This is a genomic window from Pseudomonas sp. 9.3L (assembly GCF_058536285.1).
The window spans coordinates 2889723-2911124 of record NZ_JBZUBK010000001.1 but is presented as its reverse complement, the minus strand read 5'-3'; the positions used below and the strand labels follow the sequence as shown (position 1 = coordinate 2911124).

At 61.4% G+C, this 21402-nt stretch carries 23 protein-coding genes and 2 pseudogenes; 15 read left to right on the top strand and 10 right to left on the bottom strand.

What is annotated here, in order from left to right:
- Nucleotides 1–137 precede the first annotated feature (137 nt).
- Nucleotides 138–302, top strand: coding sequence for a DUF2802 domain-containing protein (locus AC4LE2_RS13290; RefSeq protein WP_491828130.1), 165 nt, complete (start codon nt 138–140; stop codon nt 300–302).
- 155 nt (nt 303–457) lie between these two features.
- Here the strand turns inward: AC4LE2_RS13290 and AC4LE2_RS13285 are convergent, their stop codons facing one another.
- Nucleotides 458–1324, bottom strand: coding sequence for an RHS repeat-associated core domain-containing protein (locus AC4LE2_RS13285; RefSeq protein ID WP_491826212.1), 867 nt, complete (start codon nt 1322–1324; stop codon nt 458–460).
- Between the two features lie 161 nt (nt 1325–1485).
- Here AC4LE2_RS13285 and AC4LE2_RS13280 point away from each other — a divergent pair.
- A pseudogene (locus tag AC4LE2_RS13280) lies at nt 1486–1821 on the top strand (DUF2802 domain-containing protein).
- Nucleotides 1822–1873: 52 nt separating this feature from the next.
- On the opposite strand, the gene AC4LE2_RS13275 reads toward AC4LE2_RS13280, so the two are convergent.
- Nucleotides 1874–2284, bottom strand: a complete 411-nt coding sequence (locus AC4LE2_RS13275) for an RHS repeat-associated core domain-containing protein (protein ID WP_491826211.1) — start codon at nt 2282–2284, stop codon at nt 1874–1876.
- 398 nt (nt 2285–2682) lie between these two features.
- On the opposite strand from AC4LE2_RS13275, the pseudogene AC4LE2_RS13270 reads away from it, so the two are divergent.
- Nucleotides 2683–2772, top strand: a pseudogene (locus AC4LE2_RS13270) (DUF2802 domain-containing protein); the annotation flags it as partial.
- Nucleotides 2773–2815: 43 nt separating this feature from the next.
- Here the strand turns inward: AC4LE2_RS13270 and AC4LE2_RS13265 are convergent.
- The 3 genes from AC4LE2_RS13265 to fliK all read right to left on the bottom strand — a co-directional run bounded on the left by AC4LE2_RS13265 (nt 2816) and on the right by fliK (nt 5674).
- Nucleotides 2816–3571 (bottom strand): RHS repeat-associated core domain-containing protein, encoded by a 756-nt coding sequence (locus AC4LE2_RS13265; RefSeq protein WP_491826210.1) that lies wholly within the window; start codon nt 3569–3571, stop codon nt 2816–2818.
- A gap of 196 nt (nt 3572–3767) precedes the next feature.
- Nucleotides 3768–4103, bottom strand: coding sequence for an EscU/YscU/HrcU family type III secretion system export apparatus switch protein (locus tag AC4LE2_RS13260; protein WP_491826209.1), 336 nt, complete (start codon nt 4101–4103; stop codon nt 3768–3770).
- Complete coding sequence (fliK, locus tag AC4LE2_RS13255) at nt 4100–5674, bottom strand: flagellar hook-length control protein FliK (RefSeq protein WP_491826208.1); 1575 nt, start codon at nt 5672–5674, stop codon at nt 4100–4102. Before fliK ends, AC4LE2_RS13260 begins: the two co-directional genes overlap by 4 nt.
- Nucleotides 5675–5855: 181 nt before the next feature.
- Here fliK and ccmA point away from each other — a divergent pair, with 181 nt between their 5' ends.
- From ccmA to AC4LE2_RS13205, 10 genes are read left to right on the top strand one after another with little or no spacing between them, the layout of a single operon-like run.
- Nucleotides 5856–6485: a cytochrome c biogenesis heme-transporting ATPase CcmA gene (ccmA, locus tag AC4LE2_RS13250; RefSeq protein ID WP_491826207.1), complete on the top strand. Its 630-nt coding sequence runs from the start codon at nt 5856–5858 to the stop codon at nt 6483–6485.
- The gene (gene ccmB, locus AC4LE2_RS13245; protein WP_491826206.1) at nt 6482–7165 is read left to right on the top strand and encodes a heme exporter protein CcmB; all 684 of its coding nucleotides are present in this window, start codon (nt 6482–6484) and stop codon (nt 7163–7165) included. The genes ccmA and ccmB overlap by 4 nt, the downstream gene beginning before the upstream one ends.
- Before the next feature lie 25 nt (nt 7166–7190).
- The gene (locus tag AC4LE2_RS13240) at nt 7191–7952 is read left to right on the top strand and encodes a heme ABC transporter permease (protein WP_491826205.1); all 762 of its coding nucleotides are present in this window, start codon (nt 7191–7193) and stop codon (nt 7950–7952) included.
- Nucleotides 7949–8125, top strand: a complete 177-nt coding sequence (gene ccmD, locus AC4LE2_RS13235; protein ID WP_491826204.1) for a heme exporter protein CcmD — start codon at nt 7949–7951, stop codon at nt 8123–8125. Before AC4LE2_RS13240 ends, ccmD begins: the two co-directional genes overlap by 4 nt.
- Nucleotides 8122–8565 (top strand): cytochrome c maturation protein CcmE, encoded by a 444-nt coding sequence (gene ccmE, locus AC4LE2_RS13230; protein WP_491826203.1) that lies wholly within the window; start codon nt 8122–8124, stop codon nt 8563–8565. The genes ccmD and ccmE overlap by 4 nt, the downstream gene beginning before the upstream one ends.
- Entirely contained in the window at nt 8562–10526 is a 1965-nt protein-coding gene (locus AC4LE2_RS13225; protein ID WP_491826202.1) for a heme lyase CcmF/NrfE family subunit, read from the top strand. Before ccmE ends, AC4LE2_RS13225 begins: the two co-directional genes overlap by 4 nt.
- Nucleotides 10523–11059 carry a DsbE family thiol:disulfide interchange protein gene (locus AC4LE2_RS13220; protein WP_491826201.1) on the top strand — a complete coding sequence of 179 codons (537 nt, stop codon included), beginning with the start codon at nt 10523–10525 and terminating at the stop codon, nt 11057–11059. Before AC4LE2_RS13225 ends, AC4LE2_RS13220 begins: the two co-directional genes overlap by 4 nt.
- Nucleotides 11056–11517, top strand: coding sequence for a cytochrome c-type biogenesis protein (locus AC4LE2_RS13215; protein WP_491826200.1), 462 nt, complete (start codon nt 11056–11058; stop codon nt 11515–11517). Before AC4LE2_RS13220 ends, AC4LE2_RS13215 begins: the two co-directional genes overlap by 4 nt.
- Complete coding sequence (gene ccmI / locus AC4LE2_RS13210) at nt 11510–12715, top strand: c-type cytochrome biogenesis protein CcmI (protein WP_491826199.1); 1206 nt, start codon at nt 11510–11512, stop codon at nt 12713–12715. The genes AC4LE2_RS13215 and ccmI overlap by 8 nt, the downstream gene beginning before the upstream one ends.
- 14 nt (nt 12716–12729) lie before the next feature.
- Nucleotides 12730–13131, top strand: a complete 402-nt coding sequence (locus AC4LE2_RS13205; RefSeq protein WP_491828129.1) for a hypothetical protein — start codon at nt 12730–12732, stop codon at nt 13129–13131.
- Here the strand turns inward: AC4LE2_RS13205 and AC4LE2_RS13200 are convergent.
- From AC4LE2_RS13200 to AC4LE2_RS13190, 3 genes are all read right to left on the bottom strand, one after another.
- Complete coding sequence (locus AC4LE2_RS13200) at nt 13026–15176, bottom strand: acyltransferase family protein (RefSeq protein ID WP_491826198.1); 2151 nt, start codon at nt 15174–15176, stop codon at nt 13026–13028. The two genes, AC4LE2_RS13205 and AC4LE2_RS13200, sit on opposite strands and share 106 nt — an antisense overlap.
- Before the next feature lie 146 nt (nt 15177–15322).
- Nucleotides 15323–16318, bottom strand: coding sequence for a sulfate ABC transporter substrate-binding protein (locus tag AC4LE2_RS13195; protein ID WP_491826197.1), 996 nt, complete (start codon nt 16316–16318; stop codon nt 15323–15325).
- Between the two features lie 105 nt (nt 16319–16423).
- Nucleotides 16424–16960, bottom strand: coding sequence for a hypothetical protein (locus AC4LE2_RS13190; RefSeq protein ID WP_491826196.1), 537 nt, complete (start codon nt 16958–16960; stop codon nt 16424–16426).
- Between the two features lie 175 nt (nt 16961–17135).
- On the opposite strand from AC4LE2_RS13190, the gene AC4LE2_RS13185 reads away from it, so the two are divergent.
- Nucleotides 17136–17942, top strand: a complete 807-nt coding sequence (locus tag AC4LE2_RS13185; RefSeq protein ID WP_491826195.1) for an SRPBCC family protein — start codon at nt 17136–17138, stop codon at nt 17940–17942.
- Nucleotides 17942–19111: a zinc-dependent alcohol dehydrogenase gene (locus AC4LE2_RS13180; protein ID WP_491826194.1), complete on the top strand. Its 1170-nt coding sequence runs from the start codon at nt 17942–17944 to the stop codon at nt 19109–19111. Before AC4LE2_RS13185 ends, AC4LE2_RS13180 begins: the two co-directional genes overlap by 1 nt.
- A gap of 895 nt (nt 19112–20006) precedes the next feature.
- Here AC4LE2_RS13180 and AC4LE2_RS13175 read toward each other — a convergent pair.
- On the bottom strand, nt 20007–20465 hold the full coding sequence (locus AC4LE2_RS13175; RefSeq protein ID WP_491826193.1) for an REP-associated tyrosine transposase: 459 nt from the start codon (nt 20463–20465) through the stop codon (nt 20007–20009).
- Between the two features lie 96 nt (nt 20466–20561).
- The gene (locus AC4LE2_RS13170) at nt 20562–21386 is read right to left on the bottom strand and encodes an NAD-dependent epimerase/dehydratase family protein (RefSeq protein WP_491826192.1); all 825 of its coding nucleotides are present in this window, start codon (nt 21384–21386) and stop codon (nt 20562–20564) included.
- Nucleotides 21387–21402: the final 16 nt, after the last annotated feature.

Below are 21402 nucleotides of genomic sequence, written 5' to 3'. Positions count from 1 at the left end.
CCTTTAAGAGTTAGTAACCATCATCTGCCCAATGCATCTCTTGGATAAGCTGACAAAGTGCTAGGTAGACACTATTGAAGCCTGATAAAGTTTCGGCGCTTAACTCTATGTAATATCGTCCGCTTCGTGAACTCCGCCTGCGGCTGCGTTCACTCCTACATGGGTTAGCAGCAGAACTCGACACCCTCTCGTACGACCAGGCCACCAAGTTGGTGCAGATGGGCGCCACCATTGACGAGCTGACTCAGGCCTGTGGGTTAACACAGGCCGAGGCAGCGTTGATTGAAAAGATGCATGGGTAACAATAGGGACGGTATATAAGTGATCTGTACCTTTAATGTCAGATATTTAATTATTAGAGTGCCCGATCTTCCGATTTTCGTAGCGATTCACCTATGGAAGCCTTCTTGGCCAGCTAATCGAATCTAGATCAGTGTTAAGTGGCCAAATTTTTGCCTTAATTTAGGTAAAGGTGATGGTTTTCCAAGTGAAGGTACCGCTTGTATTCAAATTGCTTGCGTCGTTCTAGACGAGACGTTGGTTTCAGCTTGAGAGGCCCTCTATTTGGGTTTTTGATATACCGGAGTTTGGGAGGCAGGCCCGCAGTCGAGCGAAGCCAATTCGGTGCGTGATATATATCTATTTCTCCTGAGAACAAAGGATGCGTACCACGCCCTCTGAAGGTCACCGCTTCAGTCCTAAGGCGCGAGTTAGTTGGCTGATCCGAAATTGCCCTGGAAAAGTTAGGACGCTCAGAAGGTAGATTAAAAGTCACCCGCTTGGTAGCAGTGCTAGCCCTGGCAGGCAAGACATGATCTACTGTACGGCCATTAATAACGGAAGTTGAGATCTGGCGGGTAGTAGGAGTCATGGCGCGAGAAACATTAGCCACAGGACGACGGACGAAATGAGAGGCAAGCCCTGCAGCTGCATCGTCCACATTTCCCCGAAAGAATGTATTTAAGATATTGATCCCGAAAAAGGCATGTCCGTCCGGGTCAATATGATTGACTGGATCACTTGCGCAATAAGCGTATGCATTTATTTCGACTATGCCAAAAGGGCTTAGGTTATCAGCGGCAATAAATCGCATAAGCGTAGGAGAGTAAGCCCGGTACCCATTCCCCAAGAGGTAGAACCCAGTTGCCGATTCGTCAAATTCACCTACAAAACCTGTAATGCCGTGGCTGTGTTCAGGCGCATAACCGAACGGGGTGTAAGTGATGACTTCCTCAGTTGATGCTGGTGAACCCTTTACAACCGAGCCTTGTTGATCCGTGCCTTTTATGGCAGAGGTGGCGCTGACGTTTATAGGGGTAGGCATAATCGTATCCTGGTGAAGGTGCCCCTCCATTGAATGCCGAAAATCACCTTTGCGTAACCTGGCAATGTGTGAGGTAGCGCGTGCCTCGGGCCTTTTTGTAGGACAGGCGTCCGCGAAGAGCGAGTCTTCCCCCTTGCCATTCTATGAAGGAGTCGGTTGTGATGTTTGTATCCTGCAGCCGCAACCAGCAGCGACTAGCCACCGAATAGACGGCAGGCAATACATTGCCCGATCAACGTATTCGTGAGCTGGCCAAGCGCCTGGACGGCTACCAGAACGGCACCGTGCGCATGGGTGACGCCATTCACGAACTGCGCGCGGTGGTGGCGCCGTTGCCGGATAAACTCCTGCAATTGGAACAGCGCGACCCCGACACTCTCTCGTTCGACCAAGCCGCCAAGTTGGTGCAGATGGGCGCAACCATCGACGAACTGACCCAGGCCTGTGGATTAACACAGGCCGAGGCGGCGTTGATGACAAGGATGCATGGGGGGTGAGGGCCCATGTTGAGTTGCACTGGTTTTTTTCCAGGGTCAGGCCTGAGGGCCTTTAGTCAGCGTAAGCGTGCTGCGTCATGATAGTCTCAGGGTAGTGGTTCCATAGTGTGCGCTGTGCATACTCTATTTGACTCTGAAAATAAGTGGGAGGCTGTTGATTTCTTTGAAAAGCGTTGAGCGGTTCACTACCGACGTGACGAAGCGCTCGCCGGGTTTGTTGGAGTGCTTCAGCGGATATAGGAGGTCTTCTCCTAATGACCACACTCGCAGTTCGCCCTGAGAGTGCTCTGTTTACCATGCGGAACAAGCGGAGAAAATACTGGCCACTTGGATCAACCCTGTTTACAGGGTTTGCCCCGCAATAGGCGTAGGCATTGATTCCACCGTTTCCAAAAGGGCTATAACTGTCGGCCGAGATAAATCGGAGTAAGAAGGTGGAATACCCTCTATATCCATTACCCAATAGATAGCATCCCGTAACAGGTTCCTTAATCTGTCCAGTAAATCCAACCCTATGAGTCTGCGACTAACCGAAAGCGGTATAGTTCATCCGCTTGGCTGAATCCAACGTTAGCCGCAATACAGGAGAGCCTAGACTGTCGGCGACCAATAATGTGGGGTTTGGAGAGGCAGGCGGAGGATTTTGCATGGGGTAATTCCTTTAAGCGCGTTAGTAACCATTACCTGCCCAATGCTTCGGTTGGACAAGCTGACAAAGTGCTAGGTAGACACTATTGAAGCCTGCTAAAGGTCCGGCGCTTACCCTATGTAATACCGTTTCACGAACTCTGCCTGCGGCTGCGTTCACTCCTACATGGGTTAGCAGCGCAGCGCGAAACCCTTTCGTTCGACTAGGTCGTCAAGTTAGTGCAAATGGGCGCAACCATTGACGAACTGACCCAGGCCTGTGGATTGACACAGGCCGAAGCAGCGTTGACCCATGATAAATAGATGTGATCGCGATTAGGACCTATTAGCCTATGACCCAGGTGTTTTAATGACCGGAATTATTGCGCGAATATTTGCCTCGCAGTGTATCCCTACGTAGTAAATCTCTTTTTATAGAATTTTTCTGACTCTGGCTGCGTATTACTTCTGAAGGACGCTGTTCATAGATTGGTACTAGGGCTTTAAAGTAGTCGCGTTGGCCTCTTATGGGCAAATCTTGACGCCATCTATTTATCTCCACGCGACTGTGGAAGCTTAACTGCTCCAAGCCGGCCCGTTCAGCATTATACCTAGCCATAAACTTTGGTTGGCTGAGTGAGGAAATGGCTTCAGCTTTATTTCCCGTCATCAGTCCTCGGTTCAATTTTTTGATGCGGGCTGTATCTCTGATAGCTTGGCCGCTTTTTATAAATTTTCCACGTGATAGGACTCCAACGGCTTCCTCGGCAGTATCGCCTAAAAGTCTGAGTAAGCGCAGTGCCATGTGCCCGTCCTGGTCAACATTGTTGACAGGGTCACCACTGCAATAAGCATAGGTGCTCAAGCCGCCCCACCCAAATGGACTTATCATATCTGGGCTTGCGAAACGCATAATTGCACAGCTATATAGGCGATATCCGTTTCCCAACAAATAGCTTTCTAAATCAGTTTCTTTGAGCTGACCTATAAACCCGATTCCATTCATTTGGGTGTGCCCAAAAGATGTGTATTTGTGTCGGGTAATTGTTTTTTCAGTGGCTCTCAGAACTGGAGAGCTCATTTGATCATGGCCCAATAATGTGGCCGAAGTGAGAGTGCGCACGAGCTTGATCCTTTGAAAGGTATGTCTTCATTAAAGGCACAGTTCCTCCATCAGGTAAGCTGACAAAGTACTAGGTGACATACCTTGACCAAACCCTGTATGGGCGATAGTGAAGCTGTTACATCGCGCCGATCCACTGACTTGGCGAACGTCGCCGTTGGCTGCGTTTGCTCCTCCAAGCCAGCCGCGTTCGCGTCTACCGGACCGATGACACCGTAGGTGGCGTCACATCCCGCTCTACCCTCGGCCCAGGCCCGATATCCACCCCCGCCGGCACCTTCCCCTGTAAGTACCACGCAAAGGCAATGATCTCGGCAATCGTCAGATACAGCTCCCGAGGAATACTGTCGCCCAGCTCCAATTGCCCCAGCATTTTCACCAGCTCGGCGTTTTCGTAGATGGGCACGTCGTGGGCCTTGGCGATGGCGATGATGGCGTCGGCCAAGTCGTCGTCGCCCTTGCCCGAGAGGGTAGGGGCCTGTACGCCGTCGTAGCTCAGGGCGATAGCCTGGCGGGGGTAACGGTTGCTCATGCGGTTTCATCCACCCAGCGTTGTTCGAGGCGTGTGCGGTTGCCCTGGGGTGGGCGGCCGTTGTGGCAGGCCAGCTCGCCCACCTCCAGGCCAGCCGCGACCAGGCGTTCTCTGAACCAGGGCAGCTCCCGCTCCACCACCTGGGCGGTGGTCGGGGTTTCGGCCCACACCTGGCTCGACAGGTTGCGGTTGAACAGCTGCGCCTGTATATGCAGCGGGCCTAGCCGGGGGAGGTCGAACGCCAGGTCCAGGCGCCAGAGCTTGCGCGGCGGCAGGCGGTTGCCCTCGGGGTCGTGTTCTTCGGCCTGTTCGTCTGCTCTTGGGTCGTCTTGGGCCTGCACGCGTACTTGCATAGGCACGATGTCGTTGAAGGCCCGCAGGGGGATCTCCATCTGCCAACTGTGCTGCACGCTGCCGTGGTTGCCGGGGGTGCTTTGCTCAAGGCTGGCCAATTGATGGGTCTGCACCCGAGACAGCGCCGCCGAGGCCAGGCGCAGCAGGGTATGGAGGTCGTCGTCTTTGTCGTTTTTGGGCAGCGACCGGTCAGTGAGCGGAAACCCCGGCGCCCCTTGGGCGCGGGGGCCGACCTGGCCAAGAATGCCCAAGGCCGTACGCACGAAACCCGGCGCCGAGAGCGCAAGTGTTGCCAAGGTGGCCGGGTTGAGGGGTTGAGGGCTGGGCGGCAGATGAGGCAACACCTGCGCCACCAGGCGCAGCAGGGCGCCCTTGAGGTCAAGGTCCGGTGTCTCCAGCGTGCCGGTGAGCAGGCCGGATTCCAAAAACACACCCGAGTTGGCAAAGGCTTTGGCCACTGCCTCAGCGGTGGTGAGCGACGGCATGTCCGGCACGGTGGCCAGCAGCACGTGGGCGCTTGCACTTACCGCTGGGGGGAGGGTGGTTTGCCCTTGGCCGGCCTGAATCAACGCCAGCAGGCTTTGCAAGGAGGCCTGACGGCTACTTTGAGTGGTCAGTTGCTGCGCCACCGCCAGCTCATCCAGGCGCCCGCCCAGTTGCACCACAGCCAAGGCTTGAGCGCCCTGCACCTGAGCACTGAGCAGGCTGCCGACGCGCAACGGTTGTGGGCTGTCAATCGTCAGGGTTTGGCCTGCCAGGGCGCTGTTAAGCAGGGTTACCATGGCTCGGTACACAGGCGGGCCATCGCCCGCAGCCACGGGCAACGACGTGACCACCTTGCCCTGCAGCAGCGTGCCCACGGGCAGCTTGCTGGTGTCCAGCTCGGTCAGGCCCGTGCGTGGCGCCCCTGCCAGGCTCACGCCCAGTTGCTCGGCGAACAGGCGCGTGACCACCAAGGGCGTGCCAATCGCCAGGGGTTGGGTAGCACCCACCTGCACCGTGGTTTGCCGACCGCCTTCAAGGGTGAGCTTGAGCAGCAGCTGAAAATCTACCGGCAACTGCTTGATCGCCAGCACTTCGGCCTTGGCAGTCTGGCCAGGCTCCAGCAGGCCATCGACCGACTGCAACAGCTTTAGCACTTCGCCATTCGTGGCAGGGCCACGGCCCGCGCCGGCCAGGTTAGCCAGTGCCGCGACACCACTGATTTCATTCGTCATCGTTTATGACCGCCCACGTTCAGGCTATGAACCGATAGCACGCCAGGGCCAGGCACCTGCGTCACTGTGTATAATCGCCCGCTGCCCACGTTGCACCGGCAGGGCGTTCGTTATTTATTTTTATCGGCGTGGCAGGCGGGTACTTGAACCTGCCTGCGGCCCCCTCTCTACAAGGTTGACTGTGACGGCTGTTCTGGAAACCCTGGCGTTGGCGTGTGAGCGGGACTGGCGGCTGCTGTTTCAAGGGCTGAGCCTGCAGCTGTACCCAGGCGACATGCTTAAAGTCAGCGGGCCCAACGGCGCGGGTAAAACCTCTTTGCTCAGGCTTCTCTGCGGCTTGATGGCGCCCACGGCCGGTGAGGTGCGCTTCAAGGGCCAGCCCCTGCCCAAGGCTGGCCGCGACCTTGCCACGCACCTGTTGTGGCTGGGCCATGCGCCAGCGCTCAAACTGGCGCTTACCCCTCAAGAAAACCTTGCCTGGCTGTGTGCCTTGAGCGAGCCCGCGCAGCCCGAGGCCATTGACCTGGCCCTGAAGACGGTAGGCCTGCGCGGCTTTGAGCAGCAGCCTTGTAATACGCTGTCCGCCGGGCAGCTGCGCCGGGTGGCGTTAGCCCGCTTATACCTACACCCGCCCACCCTGTGGCTGTTGGACGAGCCCTTTACCGCCCTGGACGCTGCGTCTATCGCACAGCTTGAAGCGCACCTTGCGGGGCACTGCGACAGCGGTGGGATGGTGGTGCTCACCTCTCACCATGAGCTTAGCCACCGCCCCGCCGGCTACCGCGAGCTGTACCTGGAGCCCGCGCAATGAGCACAAACGGCCTGGGTGTATTCCTGGCGCTGGTGCGCCGAGAAGGGTTGCTGCTGGCCCGCCGACCAGCGGCGTTGGCCAACCCCTTGGTGTTTTTCGCGGTGGTCGCTACCTTGTTCCCCCTGGCCACCGGCGTGGAGCCTGCGTTGTTGCGGCAAATGGCGCCTGGGGTGGTGTGGGTTGCGGCAGTGCTTGCGCAGTTGCTGTCCATGGACGGGCTGTTTCGGGAGGATTACGAAGACGGCTCCCTGGAACAATGGGCGCTGAGCCGCCACGGCATGGCTTTGCCGGTGTTGGCCAAGGTGCTTGCGCACTGGTTGTTTTCCGGCCTGGCTTTAAGCGTGCTGGCCCCGGTGTTGGGCCTGATGTTGGGCTTGCCGGCCAGCAGTGTGCCGGTGTTGATAGCAGCCTTGGTGCTGGGCACGCCTGCGCTGACCTTGCTGGGCGCCATCGGTGCCGCGCTGACCGTTGGGTTGCGCCGCGGTGGTGTGCTACTGGCCTTGCTGGTGCTGCCCTTATATATTCCCGTGCTGATCCTGGGGGCCGCCGCGCTGCGGGCAAGCCTCGCCGGGTTGCCGGTAGCCGGCTACCTGTTATGGCTGGGTAGCCTGAGCGCCCTTATCGTCACCCTGTCCCCGTGGGCCATTGTCGCCGGCCTGCGGATCGGTATTAACGAGTGAACCTTCAGATAGGAATGCACTGCCTATGAGCTGGGCCTGGCTGCACCGGTTGGCTTCACCCCCGCGCTTTTACGCGCTGGCCGGGCGTTGTATGCCCTGGCTGGGCGGCCTGTCGGCGGTTTTGATGCTCATCGGCGTGGTGTGGGGCCTGGCCTTCGCGCCCCCGGATTACCAGCAAGGCAACAGCGTGCGTATTTTGTACATCCACGTACCGGCGGCCATGCTGGCCCAGAGCATTTACCTGATGCTGGCGGTGGCCGGCGTGGTCTCGCTGGTGTGGAAGATCAAGCTGGCCGACGTGGCCCTGCGCTGCGCGGCACCGGTCGGCGCCTCCATGACAGCGCTGGCGTTGGTCACGGGCGCCATCTGGGGCAAGCCTACCTGGGGCGCGTGGTGGGTCTGGGATGCGCGGCTCACCTCCATGTTGATTTTGTTGTTCCTGTACGCCGGGGTGATCGCGCTAGGCCAGGCAATCAGCAACCGCGACAGCGCCGCCAAGGCCTGCGCAGTGCTGGCCATCGTGGGGGTGGTGAACCTGCCCATCATCAAGTACTCGGTGGTGTGGTGGAGCACCCTTCACCAAGGGGCCACCTTTACCCTCACCGCCAAGCCGGCCATGCCAGCCGAGATGTGGCTGCCATTGGCCTTCACGGTACCAGGCTTCTACCTGTTCTTTGCCTGGGTGCTGTGTGCACGCATGCGCCTGGAGTTGCTGCACCGGGAGGCCCGTAGCCACTGGGCACAGGCCGCCCTTCAACCCGCCTTACCCCCGGAGGGTGCGTCATGAGCTTTGCCACCTTCGCCGACTTTATCGCCATGGGCCAGCATGGCCTTTATGTATGGGCCGCGTATGGCTGCTGCCTCGTGGTTGTGACGTGGAACCTGGCCATTCCGCTGCTGGGCAAGCGCCGCCTGCGCGCCGATCAAGCCCGCCGCGAACGTCGTGGGGGGCTGTCATGAACCCGGTTCGCAAACGGCGCCTGGTCATTGTGCTGGCGCTGATGGTGGGTGTGGGCATCGCTGCCGCTCTGGCTTTGAGCGCTTTGCAGCAGAACATCAACCTGTTCTACACGCCTACCCAGATTGCCAGTGGCGAGGCGCCTCAGGGTGAGCGGATCCGCGCCGGGGGGATGGTCGAGAAGGGTTCCCTGAGCCGCAGCGCCGACAGCTTGGACGTGCGCTTCGTGGTCACGGATTTCAATCGGTCGGTGCCCATCCATTACCGCGGCATCCTGCCGGACCTGTTCCGCGAAGGGCAGGGCATCGTGGCGCTGGGCGTGGTGGACGGCAGCGGGGTGGTGCAGGCCGACGAGGTGTTGGCCAAGCACGATGAAAAGTACATGCCGCCTGAAGTCAACAAGGCCCTGAAAGACAGCGGCCGCCTTGGAGCCAACCCATGATGCCTGAACTGGGCCAACTGGCCCTTGCCTTGGCGTTCTGCCTGGCCCTTGTACAGGCGGCGCTACCGCTGCTGGGCGCGTGGCGCAACGTGCCCACCTGGATGGCCGTAGCGCGGCCCGCAGCCTGGGGCCAGTTCGCCTTCTTGCTGTTTGCCTTTGCCTGCCTGGCGCATGCGTTCTTGCATGACGATTTTTCCGTGGCTTATGTGGCCGAAAACTCCAATACCGCGCTGCCTTGGTACTACAAGTTCAGCGCGGTGTGGGGGGCGCATGAAGGGTCGTTGCTGCTCTGGGCACTGATCCTCGGCGGCTGGACCTTTGCCGTGTCCCTGTGCTCAGGCCAGTTGCCCAAGGCGATGCTGGCGCGGGTGCTGGGCGTGATGGGGCTGATCAGCAGCGGCTTTCTATTGTTCCTGCTGGCCACCTCCAACCCCTTCACCCGTATCCTGCCTCAGGTGCCGCTGGAAGGTCGGGACCTTAACCCCTTGTTGCAGGACTTCGGCCTGATCGTTCACCCGCCCATGCTGTATATGGGGTACGTGGGCTTCTCAGTGGCCTTTGCCTTTGCCATCGCGGCCCTGCTGGGCGGCCAGCTGGATGCCGCCTGGGCCCGCTGGTCGCGACCCTGGACGCTGGTCGCCTGGAGCTTTCTCGGCCTGGGCATCAGCCTGGGCTCTTGGTGGGCGTACTACGAATTGGGCTGGGGCGGCTGGTGGTTCTGGGACCCAGTGGAAAACGCCTCCTTCATGCCATGGCTGGTAGGCACGGCGCTGATCCATTCGCTGGCGGTGACCGAGCAGCGCGGGGTGTTCAAAAGCTGGACGGTACTGCTGGCGATCGCGGCGTTTTCGTTGAGCCTGCTGGGTACTTTCCTGGTGCGCTCCGGTGTACTCACCTCCGTGCATGCTTTTGCGTCAGACCCCACCCGTGGGGTGTTCATCCTGATGTTCCTGCTGCTGGTGATCGGTGGCTCGCTGGCCCTGTTCGCGGTGCGGGCACCCGTGGTGCGCAGCCATGCCCGCTTTGGCTGGGCGTCCAGAGAGTGCCTGCTGCTGGCCAATAACCTGCTGCTGGTGGTCGCCGCCGCTACCATCTTGCTGGGTACCCTGTACCCCTTGCTGCTCGACGCCTTGACCGGCGCGCGCTTATCGGTGGGGCCGCCGTACTTCAATGCGCTGTTCGTGCCCATCATGGGCGTAGTGCTGGCCACCTTGGGCGTGGGCGTGGCCATGCGCTGGAAGGCCACCCCCGGCGCCTGGCTGGTGCGCATGCTAAGCCCCGTGCTGCTAGGTGCGCTGGTGCTGTGCGTTGTGGTGGGAGGGTTGGGCGGCTTCACCCATTGGCCATTGCTGGCGGTGGTTGCCTTGGCGGCGTGGGTCATCCTCGCGGGTCTGCGCGACTTGGCTGACAAGTTGCGCCACCAAGGCCTGGCCGGCCTGGGGCGCTTGCGTCGAAGCTACTGGGGCATGCAACTGTCCCACCTGGGCCTGGCCGTGGCCGCTGTGGGGGTGGTATTTGCCACCCAGCTCGATGCTGCCCGAGACCTGCGCATGGCACCCAACGACAGCGCTGAGGTAGGCAGCTACACCTTTGTGTTCCGAGGTACCCAACCCATGCTCGGGCCAAACTACAAAGGGGACAGGGCCATCATCGAAGTGCGGCGCGACGGCCACGCAGTGAGCGTGCTGCACCCAGAAAAACGCCTCTATGCCGCGCAGGGGTCAGTGATGACCGAAGCGGGCATCCAGGCGGGGCTGTTCGCTGATCTGTATGTGGCTCTGGGCGAACCTCTACCCGATGGCGCCTGGGCGGTTCGCTTGCAGGTCAAGCCCTTTGTGCGCTGGATTTGGCTGGGCGGCCTGCTCACCGCGCTGGGCGGCGGGCTGGCTGCAACGGACAGCCGCTATCGCGCCAAGGTACGTCAGCGCGTCACAGGCACCCTAGAGGCGGAAGCGGTATGAAGCGTTGGCTATTGGCGATTCCCTTGCTGGCGTTCCTGGGCCTGGCGGTAGTGCTTTACCGAGGGCTGTACCTGGACCCGGCCGAGCTGCCGTCGGCCTTGATCGGCCAGCCGTTTCCCCGTTTTGAGTTAACAGCACTGGACGATGGCCGCCCGCTCAGCCGCGAGGCGTTGCTAGGCGCCCCTGCCTTGGTGAACGTCTGGGGCACCTGGTGCGTAGCCTGCCGTGACGAACACCCCACGCTGGCCAGGCTGGCGGCGCAAGGGGTGCTGATCCACGGGGTCAACTACAAGGACGATAACCAGGCCGCCAAGCAGTGGTTGCAGCAGCTACACAACCCTTACCAAGTGAACGTGAGTGATCCCCAAGGCACCCTCGGCCTGGACCTTGGCGTGTATGGCGCACCCGAAACCTTCCTGATCGATGCGCAAGGGGTGATTCGCTACAAGCATGTGGGGATCGTCAACGAGCAGGTGTGGCGTGACGAACTGGCGCCCCGTTACCAGGCATTGCTCGACGGGAAGCAGCCATGAAGGTGCTGGGTTTTGTACTGGCGCTTCTGTTCACTACCCTGGCCCAAGCGGCCATCGACACTTACGCGTTCACGGACGACAGCCAGCGGGCACGATTCGCCAACCTCACCCAGCAGCTGCGCTGCCCCAAGTGCCAGAACCAGGACCTTGCCGACTCCAATGCCCCCATTGCCGCAGACCTGCGCCGGGAGATCCACCGGCTGCTGCTTGAGGGCAAGACCGACCAGGAAATAGTGGATTACCTGGTGGCGCGCTATGGGTCGTTCGTCCGCTACAAGCCCGCCTTTGAGGCGCGCACGCTTCTGCTATGGCTAGGCCCTGGCGCGCTCCTCCTGGGCGGGGCAGGGCTGGTGTGGTTGCTGCTGCGCCGCCGCGACGCCAATGCCGCGCCTCAGGCCCTGAGCCCAGAGGAGCAGGCACGGCTGGCCACTTTACTGAAGGGCAATGAGCATGATTGATTTTTGGGTCGCGGCTGTGGCCCTGCTGGCCATGGCCAGCGCCTTGCTGGCCTTGCCGTTGTTGCGCACCTCAGCTAACGGCGCGCCCACGGTTGACCCGTCCCGGCGTGGGGCCAATATCCGCGTGTATGAAGAGCGCTTGGCGGTGCTGCGCCAGGAGCATCAGGGGGGGCGGCTCACGGCCGAGGCTCTGGCAGGCGCTGAAGCTGAAGCCGCCCAGGCGTTGCTGGCCGATGAAGAAGAGCGGGCCGCGTTACCCGCCGTGAATAACGGCGGCCGCCGCGTGCTAGGGCTCACCCTGCTGCTGGTGCCCTTGGCCGCATTGGCCTTGTACCTGCAACTGGGCGCGCTAGGCCGCGTGAGCCTGAGCCGTGAGCTGGCTACCCCGGCAACCAGCCCTGCCCAAAGCCTGGACCGCCTTGAGCGCACCGTGAAGGCACAGCCAGACGCGCCCGATGCGCTGTTTCTACTGGCTCGTACCTACATGGCCCAAAACCGTGCCGCCGAGGCCGTGCCGCTGTTCGAGCAGGTTGCGCAACTCACTGGCAGGCCACCGGAGCTGCTGGGACAGTGGGCCCAGGCCCAGTTCTTCGCCGCCGACCGCACCTGGTCGCCGCAGATCCAGGCGCTGGTGGACGAAGCCCTGGCGGGCAACCCGAACGAAGGCACCAGCCTGGGCCTGTTGGGGATTGCGGCCTTCGAGTCCCATCACTGGGGTGCGGCCATTGACTATTGGCAGCGGCTGCAAGCCGGCTTAAACCCTAAAGACCCCACCTGGGCCGCATTGCAAACCGGCATTGACCGGGCGCGCAGCGAGCTGAGCGCCCGTGGCGGTCAGGCACCTGCACCGGTGGCCCTGGCCCATTCGGTGCAGGTGCGCGTGGGCCTGGCACCGGCCGTTGCCCAGCAGGTAAAACCCGATGACGCGGTGTTTGTGTTTGCCCGCGCCGTGGAGGGGCCGCGCATCCCCTTGGCCGTGAAGCGGCTGAAGGTGTCGGATCTGCCCACGGTCGTAACCCTCAGCGATGCCGATGCCATGCAGCCTGGGCTGAAACTCTCGGCCTTCGACCACGTCCAACTGGTGGCACGTATCAGCCGCACCGGCCAGCCCACGCAAGGCGAATGGCGCGGCACTGGTACTGCAGTCGCCGGCCAGCCTGGCGTGTATACCCTTACCCTCGATAGCCCGGACCCTTAAGTATGCCCTCTGCCATTACCGCCACCTCCCGCCTGATGTTGTTGACGCTGGCGCTCGGCTTGGGCGCGTGTACGGCCCAGCGGCCTTCCTCGCAGCCGCCCCTGCCGCCGATCCAGACCGTACCGGCTACCCAGCCACCGGCCACTACACCAACGCCGCCAGCCCCTGTACCCGCACCGGCCCCAGCGCCTGCCCCACGCACGTCGGCCAGCTTCGCGCCGCCGCCGAGTGGGCCTAGCCATTGGGATCAGGCCCGAGGCGTGTACGTACTGGAAGACCAGCCGGGCGTGTACTACCGTCAGCGCACCTATTACCGCTGGAGCAACGGCTGGGGTTGGGCCACCAGCCCTAACGGCCCCTGGGAGCCCACCGATAGCAGCGGCGTGCCACCAGGGCTTGGCCGCGAGCACCCCTGAGGGCAGTTGCCCCCGGCCATGCTAGGGGTGGTAAGCCACTGCGCTGCATCTTCAGTGAACAGCGCCGCACCCCGCGCATTCAGGTGGTCGGTGTCTTTGTAGAAGGACGCGCTGTCACCGATCAGGCAGCGTGATCCGTCGCATAAGCGATTATCGAGTGTGAACACCCGCGCCTGGCCCTCGGCACGTGCCTGTTCAAACAGGTTGCGGCTGTACTGCTGCAAGCGACCATGCTCCGCTAGCCCGATAGAGTAGGCCTTCACCGCCGCCAGTTTCTGTTCAGGGCTAGCGCCAGTATCGTGTGCCAGGCGGTAGTACAGGTACTGAGGGCTGGTCCGCTGTTGAGGCGCTTGGCTGATGATGTCCACCTGGGCGCCCAGTGCATGGTAGGCCGCTACTGTATTGCTCAGCGCCTGAGTGAACACCTGCCGTGCGTTTTCTCGGGTGTGATCTGCCAAGGCAGGGGTGACCAAGAAGTACCTGAACAGGCGCGCTTGCCCGTAATTGCCATCCGTGTAGAGGGTCCAACGTGCAATCAGCACCACGTGCTTGATCCCGTGTGCCTTCACGTACGCCAGTTGCTGCTGGGCCAGGGCTGCACAGGCGCCCGGCGCATAATTGCCAAGCGCCACGTCTACACCCTGCAACGGCGGGCAGCCGCCTACCCCAAGGTGAACCACGCTCAGCCCCAAGCGTTGCCCGGCGTTATCGAACGCCGGTAATAGCGCTTCGGAGTGGCTGTCTCCGAATACCGCAACGTCGACAGCACCCGCGTGTACCGGCGCACCGAACAGGCACGGCTGAAGGTTCCAGCCATCACCCTTGTAATCAGGGTCACAGGCGGCGCGCAGCGTGGGGTCTTCGAACACTTGGGCCAGTTCCGGTGTAGCCATCTGGGGGTGAAGCCTACCCTGGGCCAGGTAACCCACACCGCCGACGAGCATGAACAGCACAGACGCCACGGCCCCGTAGGCAAACACCTGCGGGCGGCTGAAGCGCTGGCGGCTACGGAACGGGCGCTCTACGTAACGCCAGCTAAGCCACGCCACTATCAGCGACAGGGCTGCCACGCCCAGCAGTTGGAGCAGCGACGGTGGCACCAGGCTGCGGTGACGGGCAAAAGCCAGCAGCGGCTGATGCCACAGGTAGAGGCTGTAGCTGATAAGCCCGACGAACACCAGCGGGCGCTTGGCTAATAGGCGCCCTACCCAGGTACCGGGCCCTGCCCACAGGATCAGCAAGGCTGCACCCAGCGTAGGTACCAGCGCATGCAGGCCAGGGAAGGGTGTGGCCCGGTCAAAAACCAACATGGCCCACGCCAGCAGCCCAAGGCCCACGCCGGCCATGGCTTGCTGAAGCGGGCCATGGCCGTGCGCGTGGCGTGGGTGACGAGCGGCATAAAAAGCCAGCATCGAGCCCACCAGCAGCTCCCAGGCACGCGCTGGCAGCAGAAAAAAGGCCGCTGTGCTGGCCTGTTGAGCGCCGTGCTCTGCCCAGGCCAGGCTAGCCGCCGCCACTACCGCCAGGCTGGCTATTTGAAACCGCCGGCCGAGGCGCCATGTCAGCATCAGCCCCAGCGGAATCAGCATGTAGTACTGCTCTTCCACCCCCAGTGTCCAGGTATGGATAAGGGGTTTGAGGTCGGCTTCGCCATCGAAGTAACCGCTTTCCTTCCAGAACAGCACATTGGAAGAAAACAGCGGCACCGCCACCAGACTCTTGGCGAAGGCTTTCATGTCCAGTGGGTCTAACCAGAGCCATGCCATCGGCAGGCAGGCCAGCATCATCAGGGTGAGCGCCGGCAGGATACGACGCGCACGGCGCTCGTAGAAATCCAGCAGCGAAAATCTGCCGTGCGCCAAGTCTGCCAGCAGGAGTGCGGTAATCAGGTAGCCAGAGATCACGAAGAACACGTCAACGCCCACGAACCCGCCACGAAACAGCGGCGCGCCCGCGTGGTACAGCACCACCGGCAACACAGCCAGGGCACGCAAGCCGTCGACCTCTGGCCGATAGGGCATCGCGGGGGCGTGGGTAGTTCTCATCGAGGGCTAACCGAAAGGGCGGAAGATAGGGCCGGCTAACACGCAAGAGACCGCACGGGCATAAACAGCCCGTGCAGCGTGAGAACAGGTGAAATCGAGCGCACCTTAGCGGGGAGATGGCAGAATATCAAGTAGCCATTAATGGCCTACTGCTGGTATATCTGGTCGAACACACCGCCGTCCGCAAAATGCGTCTTTTGAACGGTACGCCAGTCGCCAAACGTCTGTTCGACCGGTAGGAAATCAACGGCCGGGAAGCGGTCTGCGTATTTGGCCAGCACGGCAGGGTCGCGTGGGCGCAGGTAGTTCTCTGCAGCCACGGCTTGGCCTTCGGCAGACCACAAGTACTTCAGGTAATCCTCGGCCAGGGCGCGGGTGCCTTTCTTGTCCACCACCTTGTCGACCACGGCCACCGGCGGCTCGGCTTCGGCGGACACGCTTGGGTACACTACCTCGAACTGATCGCGGCCGAACTCACGGGCAATCATCTCGGCTTCGTTCTCGAACGTGACCAGCACGTCGCCAATCTGGTTGGTCATAAAGGTGGTCGTCGCTGCCCGGCCACCGGTATCGAGCAGCGGCGCCTGCTTGAAGAGTTTGCCTACGAAGGCCTTGGCCTTGGCGTCGTCGCCGCCATGCTTAAGCACGTAGGCCCAGGCGGAGAGGTAGGTGTAGCGGCCGTTACCCGACGTCTTAGGGTTTGGCACGATCACCTGTACCCCGTCCGTGAGCAGGTCAGGCCAGTCCTTGAGCTGCTTGGGGTTGCCCTTGCGCACGATGAACACGGTGGCCGAGGTGAAGGGCGCGCTGTGATTGGGCAGCAGTGTGACCCAGTTGTCCGGCACCAGCTTGCCGTTGTCGGCCAGGGCATTGATGTCGGTGGCCATGTTCATGGTAATCACATCGGCGGGCAGCCCATCGATCACCGACCGCGCTTGCTTGCTGGACCCGCCATAGGACATCTGCACCGTGACAGGCTCGTTGTGCTCAGCCTGCCAGTGCTTTTGGAACACCGCGTTGTAATCCTTATAGAAGTCGCGCATCACGTCGTAGGACACGTTGAGCAATGTCGGCGCAGCGCTGGCGCCGCCCGCGAACACAGCGCCGGCACAGAGCAGCGAGGCGGTGAGCAATTTCTTCACTGGGCAATCCTTGGGTTGGCGTAAAGGGTGAGGCGACTATAGCCAACCCTCCTTGGGCCTGAAAGCCGCAGCCGTCTTTTTAGCCGGGATGTTGCTCGGGCACTGTCAGGAAGCCGCCCACCCCAACTGCTCGCCAATGACCTTGCGGTACGCCGTATCGATCTGCGCAGGTACTGCTTCCATATAGGCCCTGGCGTGGTCAAGGGCATCGCCGGTGAGCGATTGCAAGTAATTCACAGCGTCGTTGGCGGAGGGGATACGGCCCTCAGTGCCGCCGAAACGGGGAGGCAGGTCGGTCCAGATCAAGGCATTGATGGCCCTGGCCCGCGCCCACTCCACAATCGGGCCGCCCGCATGCTCGGTCACCCACAGGCTGCCGACGCCGTCATGGCGGTGCTCAGGAATGCCTTCGCGTTGCCTTAGCTGCGCGCAGGCCTGTTCCAAGTCCGTTGCGCTCAACCACGCCCAGAGCACTGGCACGGGTATGCTGTCCAAGCACAGCGCGGTGGCCAGCTCGCCAACGTCGCCGACGCGAGAGAATTCAACAGGCAAGCGAGGCCCGTCGGTGAACCAGTCGCTGGCCATATCCAGCTCAGCGGGCTTCCAGATAAGGGAGCCCCATCCAAGGCATGCAATGTTCATTTCGTGATTCCTGTCGGCGTGGCTTAAGGCAAGTAGCCGCAGCGTCAGCCTGCACTATGCGGGTGAATTCTGCACCTGCCGCTGGGGTACTTTCGTCAGGAAACAGCCTTTTGGATGGAACGCTGTCGCCCGAACGCCAATCTCTCGAAAAACACCCTGCCCAGGAGGTAACGCCATGGCGACCCGACCCACCCTCGCTTCTACCAAAGCCGGCAACGCCGGTGAAAACCTCAGCAAGCCGGAACGCGTGCTCTCTATGGCGGGGGGCGGCGCGTTGCTGGTCAACGGCCTGCGCACAGGCGGCGTACGCGGGGTGGCCCAGCTGGCCCTGGGAGGCTGGACGCTCTGGCGAGGTTACAAAGGGCGATGTGAGCTCAAGGCCATGGCAGCCCATACGCCTTTTGAGCAGCAATGGGAGGCTGAAACCGGCTGGCCCACCAGCAAAGTGGTCACCCGTAGCATCACGGTTAACAAGCCGCTGGAGGAGGTGATCGCCTGGTGCCGCGACCCAGCCAATATCGGGCCGCTGATCCCTTGGGTTGATTCCATTGAGCAGACCGCCGACGATACCTTCCGCTGGACGGTACGCGGGCCGCGTGAGCGCACCTACAGCTGGACGCTGATCCAGAGCGAACCGGATGCCGGCCGTGCGTTGCGCTGGAACACACCGGGGGAGGGCGTCTGGCAGCACGAAGCGGATGCGCGGTTCACCGAAGCCCCACAGGGCGGCACTGAAATCAAGCTGGTACTGGCAACGCAGCCGCCCAAAGGCGCGCCAGGTTATGCGATGGCGTCCCTGATTAGCCGCTTTACCCACAAGGCCTTGTTATACCTGCTGCGAGCCCTTAAGCAGCAGATGGAAACCGGTGAGATTGCTACCAACCGTACCCGCAATGGCGCACGGGATTTTCTGTTCATTCATCCTAACCATCGCGGCGACACACCGCCTACGTCCGAGCCTTTGGAAGGAGGGATTCACTGATGCGCGCCCTGACCTGGCAAGGCCCCAATCGCCTGCAAGTCGATACTGTCCCCGACCCTGTGCTGCTGAACCCACAGGACGCGATCATCAAGGTCACACTGTCGTCGGTCTGTGGCTCTGACTTGCACCTGCTGGGAGGCTACGTGCCCACCATGCACCCGGGCGATATCATCGGCCATGAGTTTTTAGGGGAAGTGGTGGAAGTGGGCGCGCGCGTGTCTTCTGTGCGCAAAGGCGACCGGGTAATTACCATCTCCATTGTCGGTTGTGGCGAATGCGAGCACTGCCGGCGACAGGATTTCTCCTGCTGCGACAACTCCAACCCCAACCCCTGTGTGACCGAGCTGGCCTATGGGCAACCTACCAGCGGCATCATCGGCTACAGCCATGCATTCGGGGGCTATGCCGGTAGCCACGCTACCTACATCCGGGTGCCCTTCGCGGACACTAATCTCTTCAAAGTGCCCGAGGGGGTAAGCGACGAGCAGGCGGTGTTCGTCTCGGACGCGGCGCCAACGGGGTACTTCGCCGCCGATAACGCCAATATCCAGCCGGGTGACACGGTTGCAGTCTGGGGCTGCGGCGGGGTGGGCCTGATGGCCATCGCCAGCGCCTATATTCTAGGCGCCGAGCGGGTGATTGCCATCGATCGGCTGCCGGACCGGTTGGCGCTGGCCGAAGGCAAGTTGGGCGCGATTCCCTTGAATTATGAGACCACCAATGTACATCAGGCCTTGCTGGAACTGACCGGCGGGCGTGGGCCCGATCGCTGCATCGATTGCGTGGGCATGGAAGCACACGGCACCGAGGTGGACTACGCCTACGATAAGGCAAAGCAACTGTTGCGCTTGCACACCGAGCGCGGCACCGTGCTGCGCCAGGCCATACGCGCTTGCCGCAAGGGCGGTACGGTGTCGGTGGTGGGCGTGTACGGCGGCCTGATGGATAAATTCCCTATGGGTGCCATCGTCAATAAGGCCCTTACCTTGCGTGCCGGGCAGCAGCCGGGGCAGCGCTACGCCAACCGCCTGTTCGAGCTGATCCAGCAAGGGCAGCTTGACCCTTCCTTCCTGCTGACGCACCCGATGGCCCTGGAAGACAGCCCGCACGGCTACAAGCTATTCAAGGAAAAAGGCGACCAGTGTTTGCGAGCGGTGTTTAGGCCGTAAGTGCCTAATACGCCAGTCGCGGGCAAGCCCGGCTGCTACGAGGGGCTGTAGCAGCCGGGCTTGCCCGCGACAGGGTTGAGCGCTGAGGTAACGCAACAAGCCTGGCCATCCCACTGTGCGCCCCACATAGGGTACTGACCAATATGGGGTGATCAACCCCGCCCTTAGCGCACAGTCGCGGGCAAGCCCAGCTGCTACGAGGGGCTGTAGCAGCCTGGCTTGCCCGCGACCGCTTTGCGCGCTGAGGTAACGCAACAAGCCTAGCCATCCCATCGCGCGCCCCACATAGAGTACTGACCAATATGGGGTGATCAACCCCGCCCTTAGCGCACAGTCGCGGGCAAGCCCAGCTGCTACGAGGGGCTGTAGCAGCCGGGCTTGCCCGCGACCGCTTTGCGCGCTGAGGTAACGCAACAAGCCTAGCCATCCCATCGCGCGCCCCACATAGAGTACTGACTCGTCTGGGTAACCAGCCGGGCCCTTGGCGCACAGTCGCGGGCAAGCCCGGCTACCACGAGGGCCTGTAGCAGCCGGGCTTGCCCGCGACAGAGTTAAGCGCTGAGGTAACGCAACAAGCCTGGCCATCCCACTGTGCGCCCCACATAGGGTACTGACCAATATGGGGTGATCAACCCCGCCCTTAGCGCACAGTCGCGGGCGCGCCCAGCTGCTACGAGGGGCTGTAGCAGCCGGGCTTGCCCGCGACCGCTTTGCGCGCTGAGGTAACGCAACAAGCCTAGCCATCCCAGCGCGCGCCCCACATAGAGTACTGACCAATATGGGGTGATCAACCCCGCCCTTGGCGCATTGTCGCGGGCAAGCCCGGCTGCTACGAGGGGCTGTAGCAGCCGGGCTTGCCCGCGACAGGGTTGAGCGCTGAGGTAACGCAACAAGCCTAGCCATCCCATCGCGCGCCCCACATAGAGTACTGACCAATGTGGGTAACCAGCCCTGCCCTTAAAGGGTTAGCCACAACGTAGCGGGCCGCGCTTAAAAGCGAGTCCTCTGCCCGCAGTGCGCGGTCGTGGTAACCCTTCTGCCATACTTTTTTCGAGCAGCCTTTTGTCTGCTTGTTAATCGCAACGGTCGAGCGGGATTTCATTCTCCCCACAACGGTACCTAGGTCCGCCGGGCCTAGCCTGAACAGCCAATGAATATGATCAGGCATCACTACCCATGCGTACGTCTCAGTCAGCAGCGCTTCATCCGAGGCCCTGAGTGCATGAATGACCGGGCGGGCACTCACCCAGTCATGAAAGCGCTTTAAACGGTTTTCTGTATTTACCGTTACCAGATAGGCGCTTCCTGATTGGGAAAATCGCCCAGCGCGTAAAGTGTGCGTCTTGTAACCCATCGAGCCCTCCTTGGTACATAAGCACCAAAGAAGGTTATCAGTGGGGGTTCGCGAGGTGTCTGGTGCGGGTGTGTCCTAGTGCAACAACTGCACCGCTCAATCCGCCTCAAAAGGCCCTTTTTCCACAAAAGCCCCGCCGTGGTACAGCGCCAGTGGATCGTTGGCTGCAGGCTGCGGTTGTGCGTCGACCTTGGCCTGAAAGCCTGCCGAGCTGCTCTGCGGTTCATACCCCAAGTGGGCGGCCAGGCGGTTGTCCCACCACACCTCAGGGTTATCGGACATGCCGAACACCACGGTGTGCCCCAGGTTCGGTGCTTCCAGGCCTTTCACGATCAATTGCGTCAGGTCTTCGTAGCTCAGCCAGGTGCTGAGCATGCGGCGGTTCTCAGGCTCCGGGAATGACGAGCCGATGCGAATGCTGAGAGTTTCGATGCCATAACGGTCGTAATAAAAAGTCGCGAGGTCTTCGCCATACGACTTCGACAGGCCGTAATAGCCGTCTGGGCGGCGCGGTGCCAGGGCGTCGATGGTTTCGGTCTGCTTGTAAAAGCCAATCACATGGTTGCTACTGGCGAAGATCACGCGCTTCACGCCATGTCGACGTGCAGCTTCGTAAACATGGTAGGTACCTGCAATGTTGGGGCCCAAGACCTCTTCGAACGGCCGCTCCGTGGACACACCCCCGAAATGCAAGACAGCGTCTACGCCCTTGACCAAGAGGTCCACGGCCGCTTTGTCTGCAAGGTCGCAGAGCACCACTTCTTCGTGATCTTCGGCTGCTTCTGGAGGCACGAGGTCAGAGAGGCGCAGCATGGAAACGTAAGGTTTCAGGGTACGCCGCAGCACCTTGCCAAGGCCGCCGGCCGCGCCGGTGAGCAGTAACCGGCGCCGTGGGGTAGGGGTATCGCTCGATGCACTCATGGGGTCTCCGTTATTG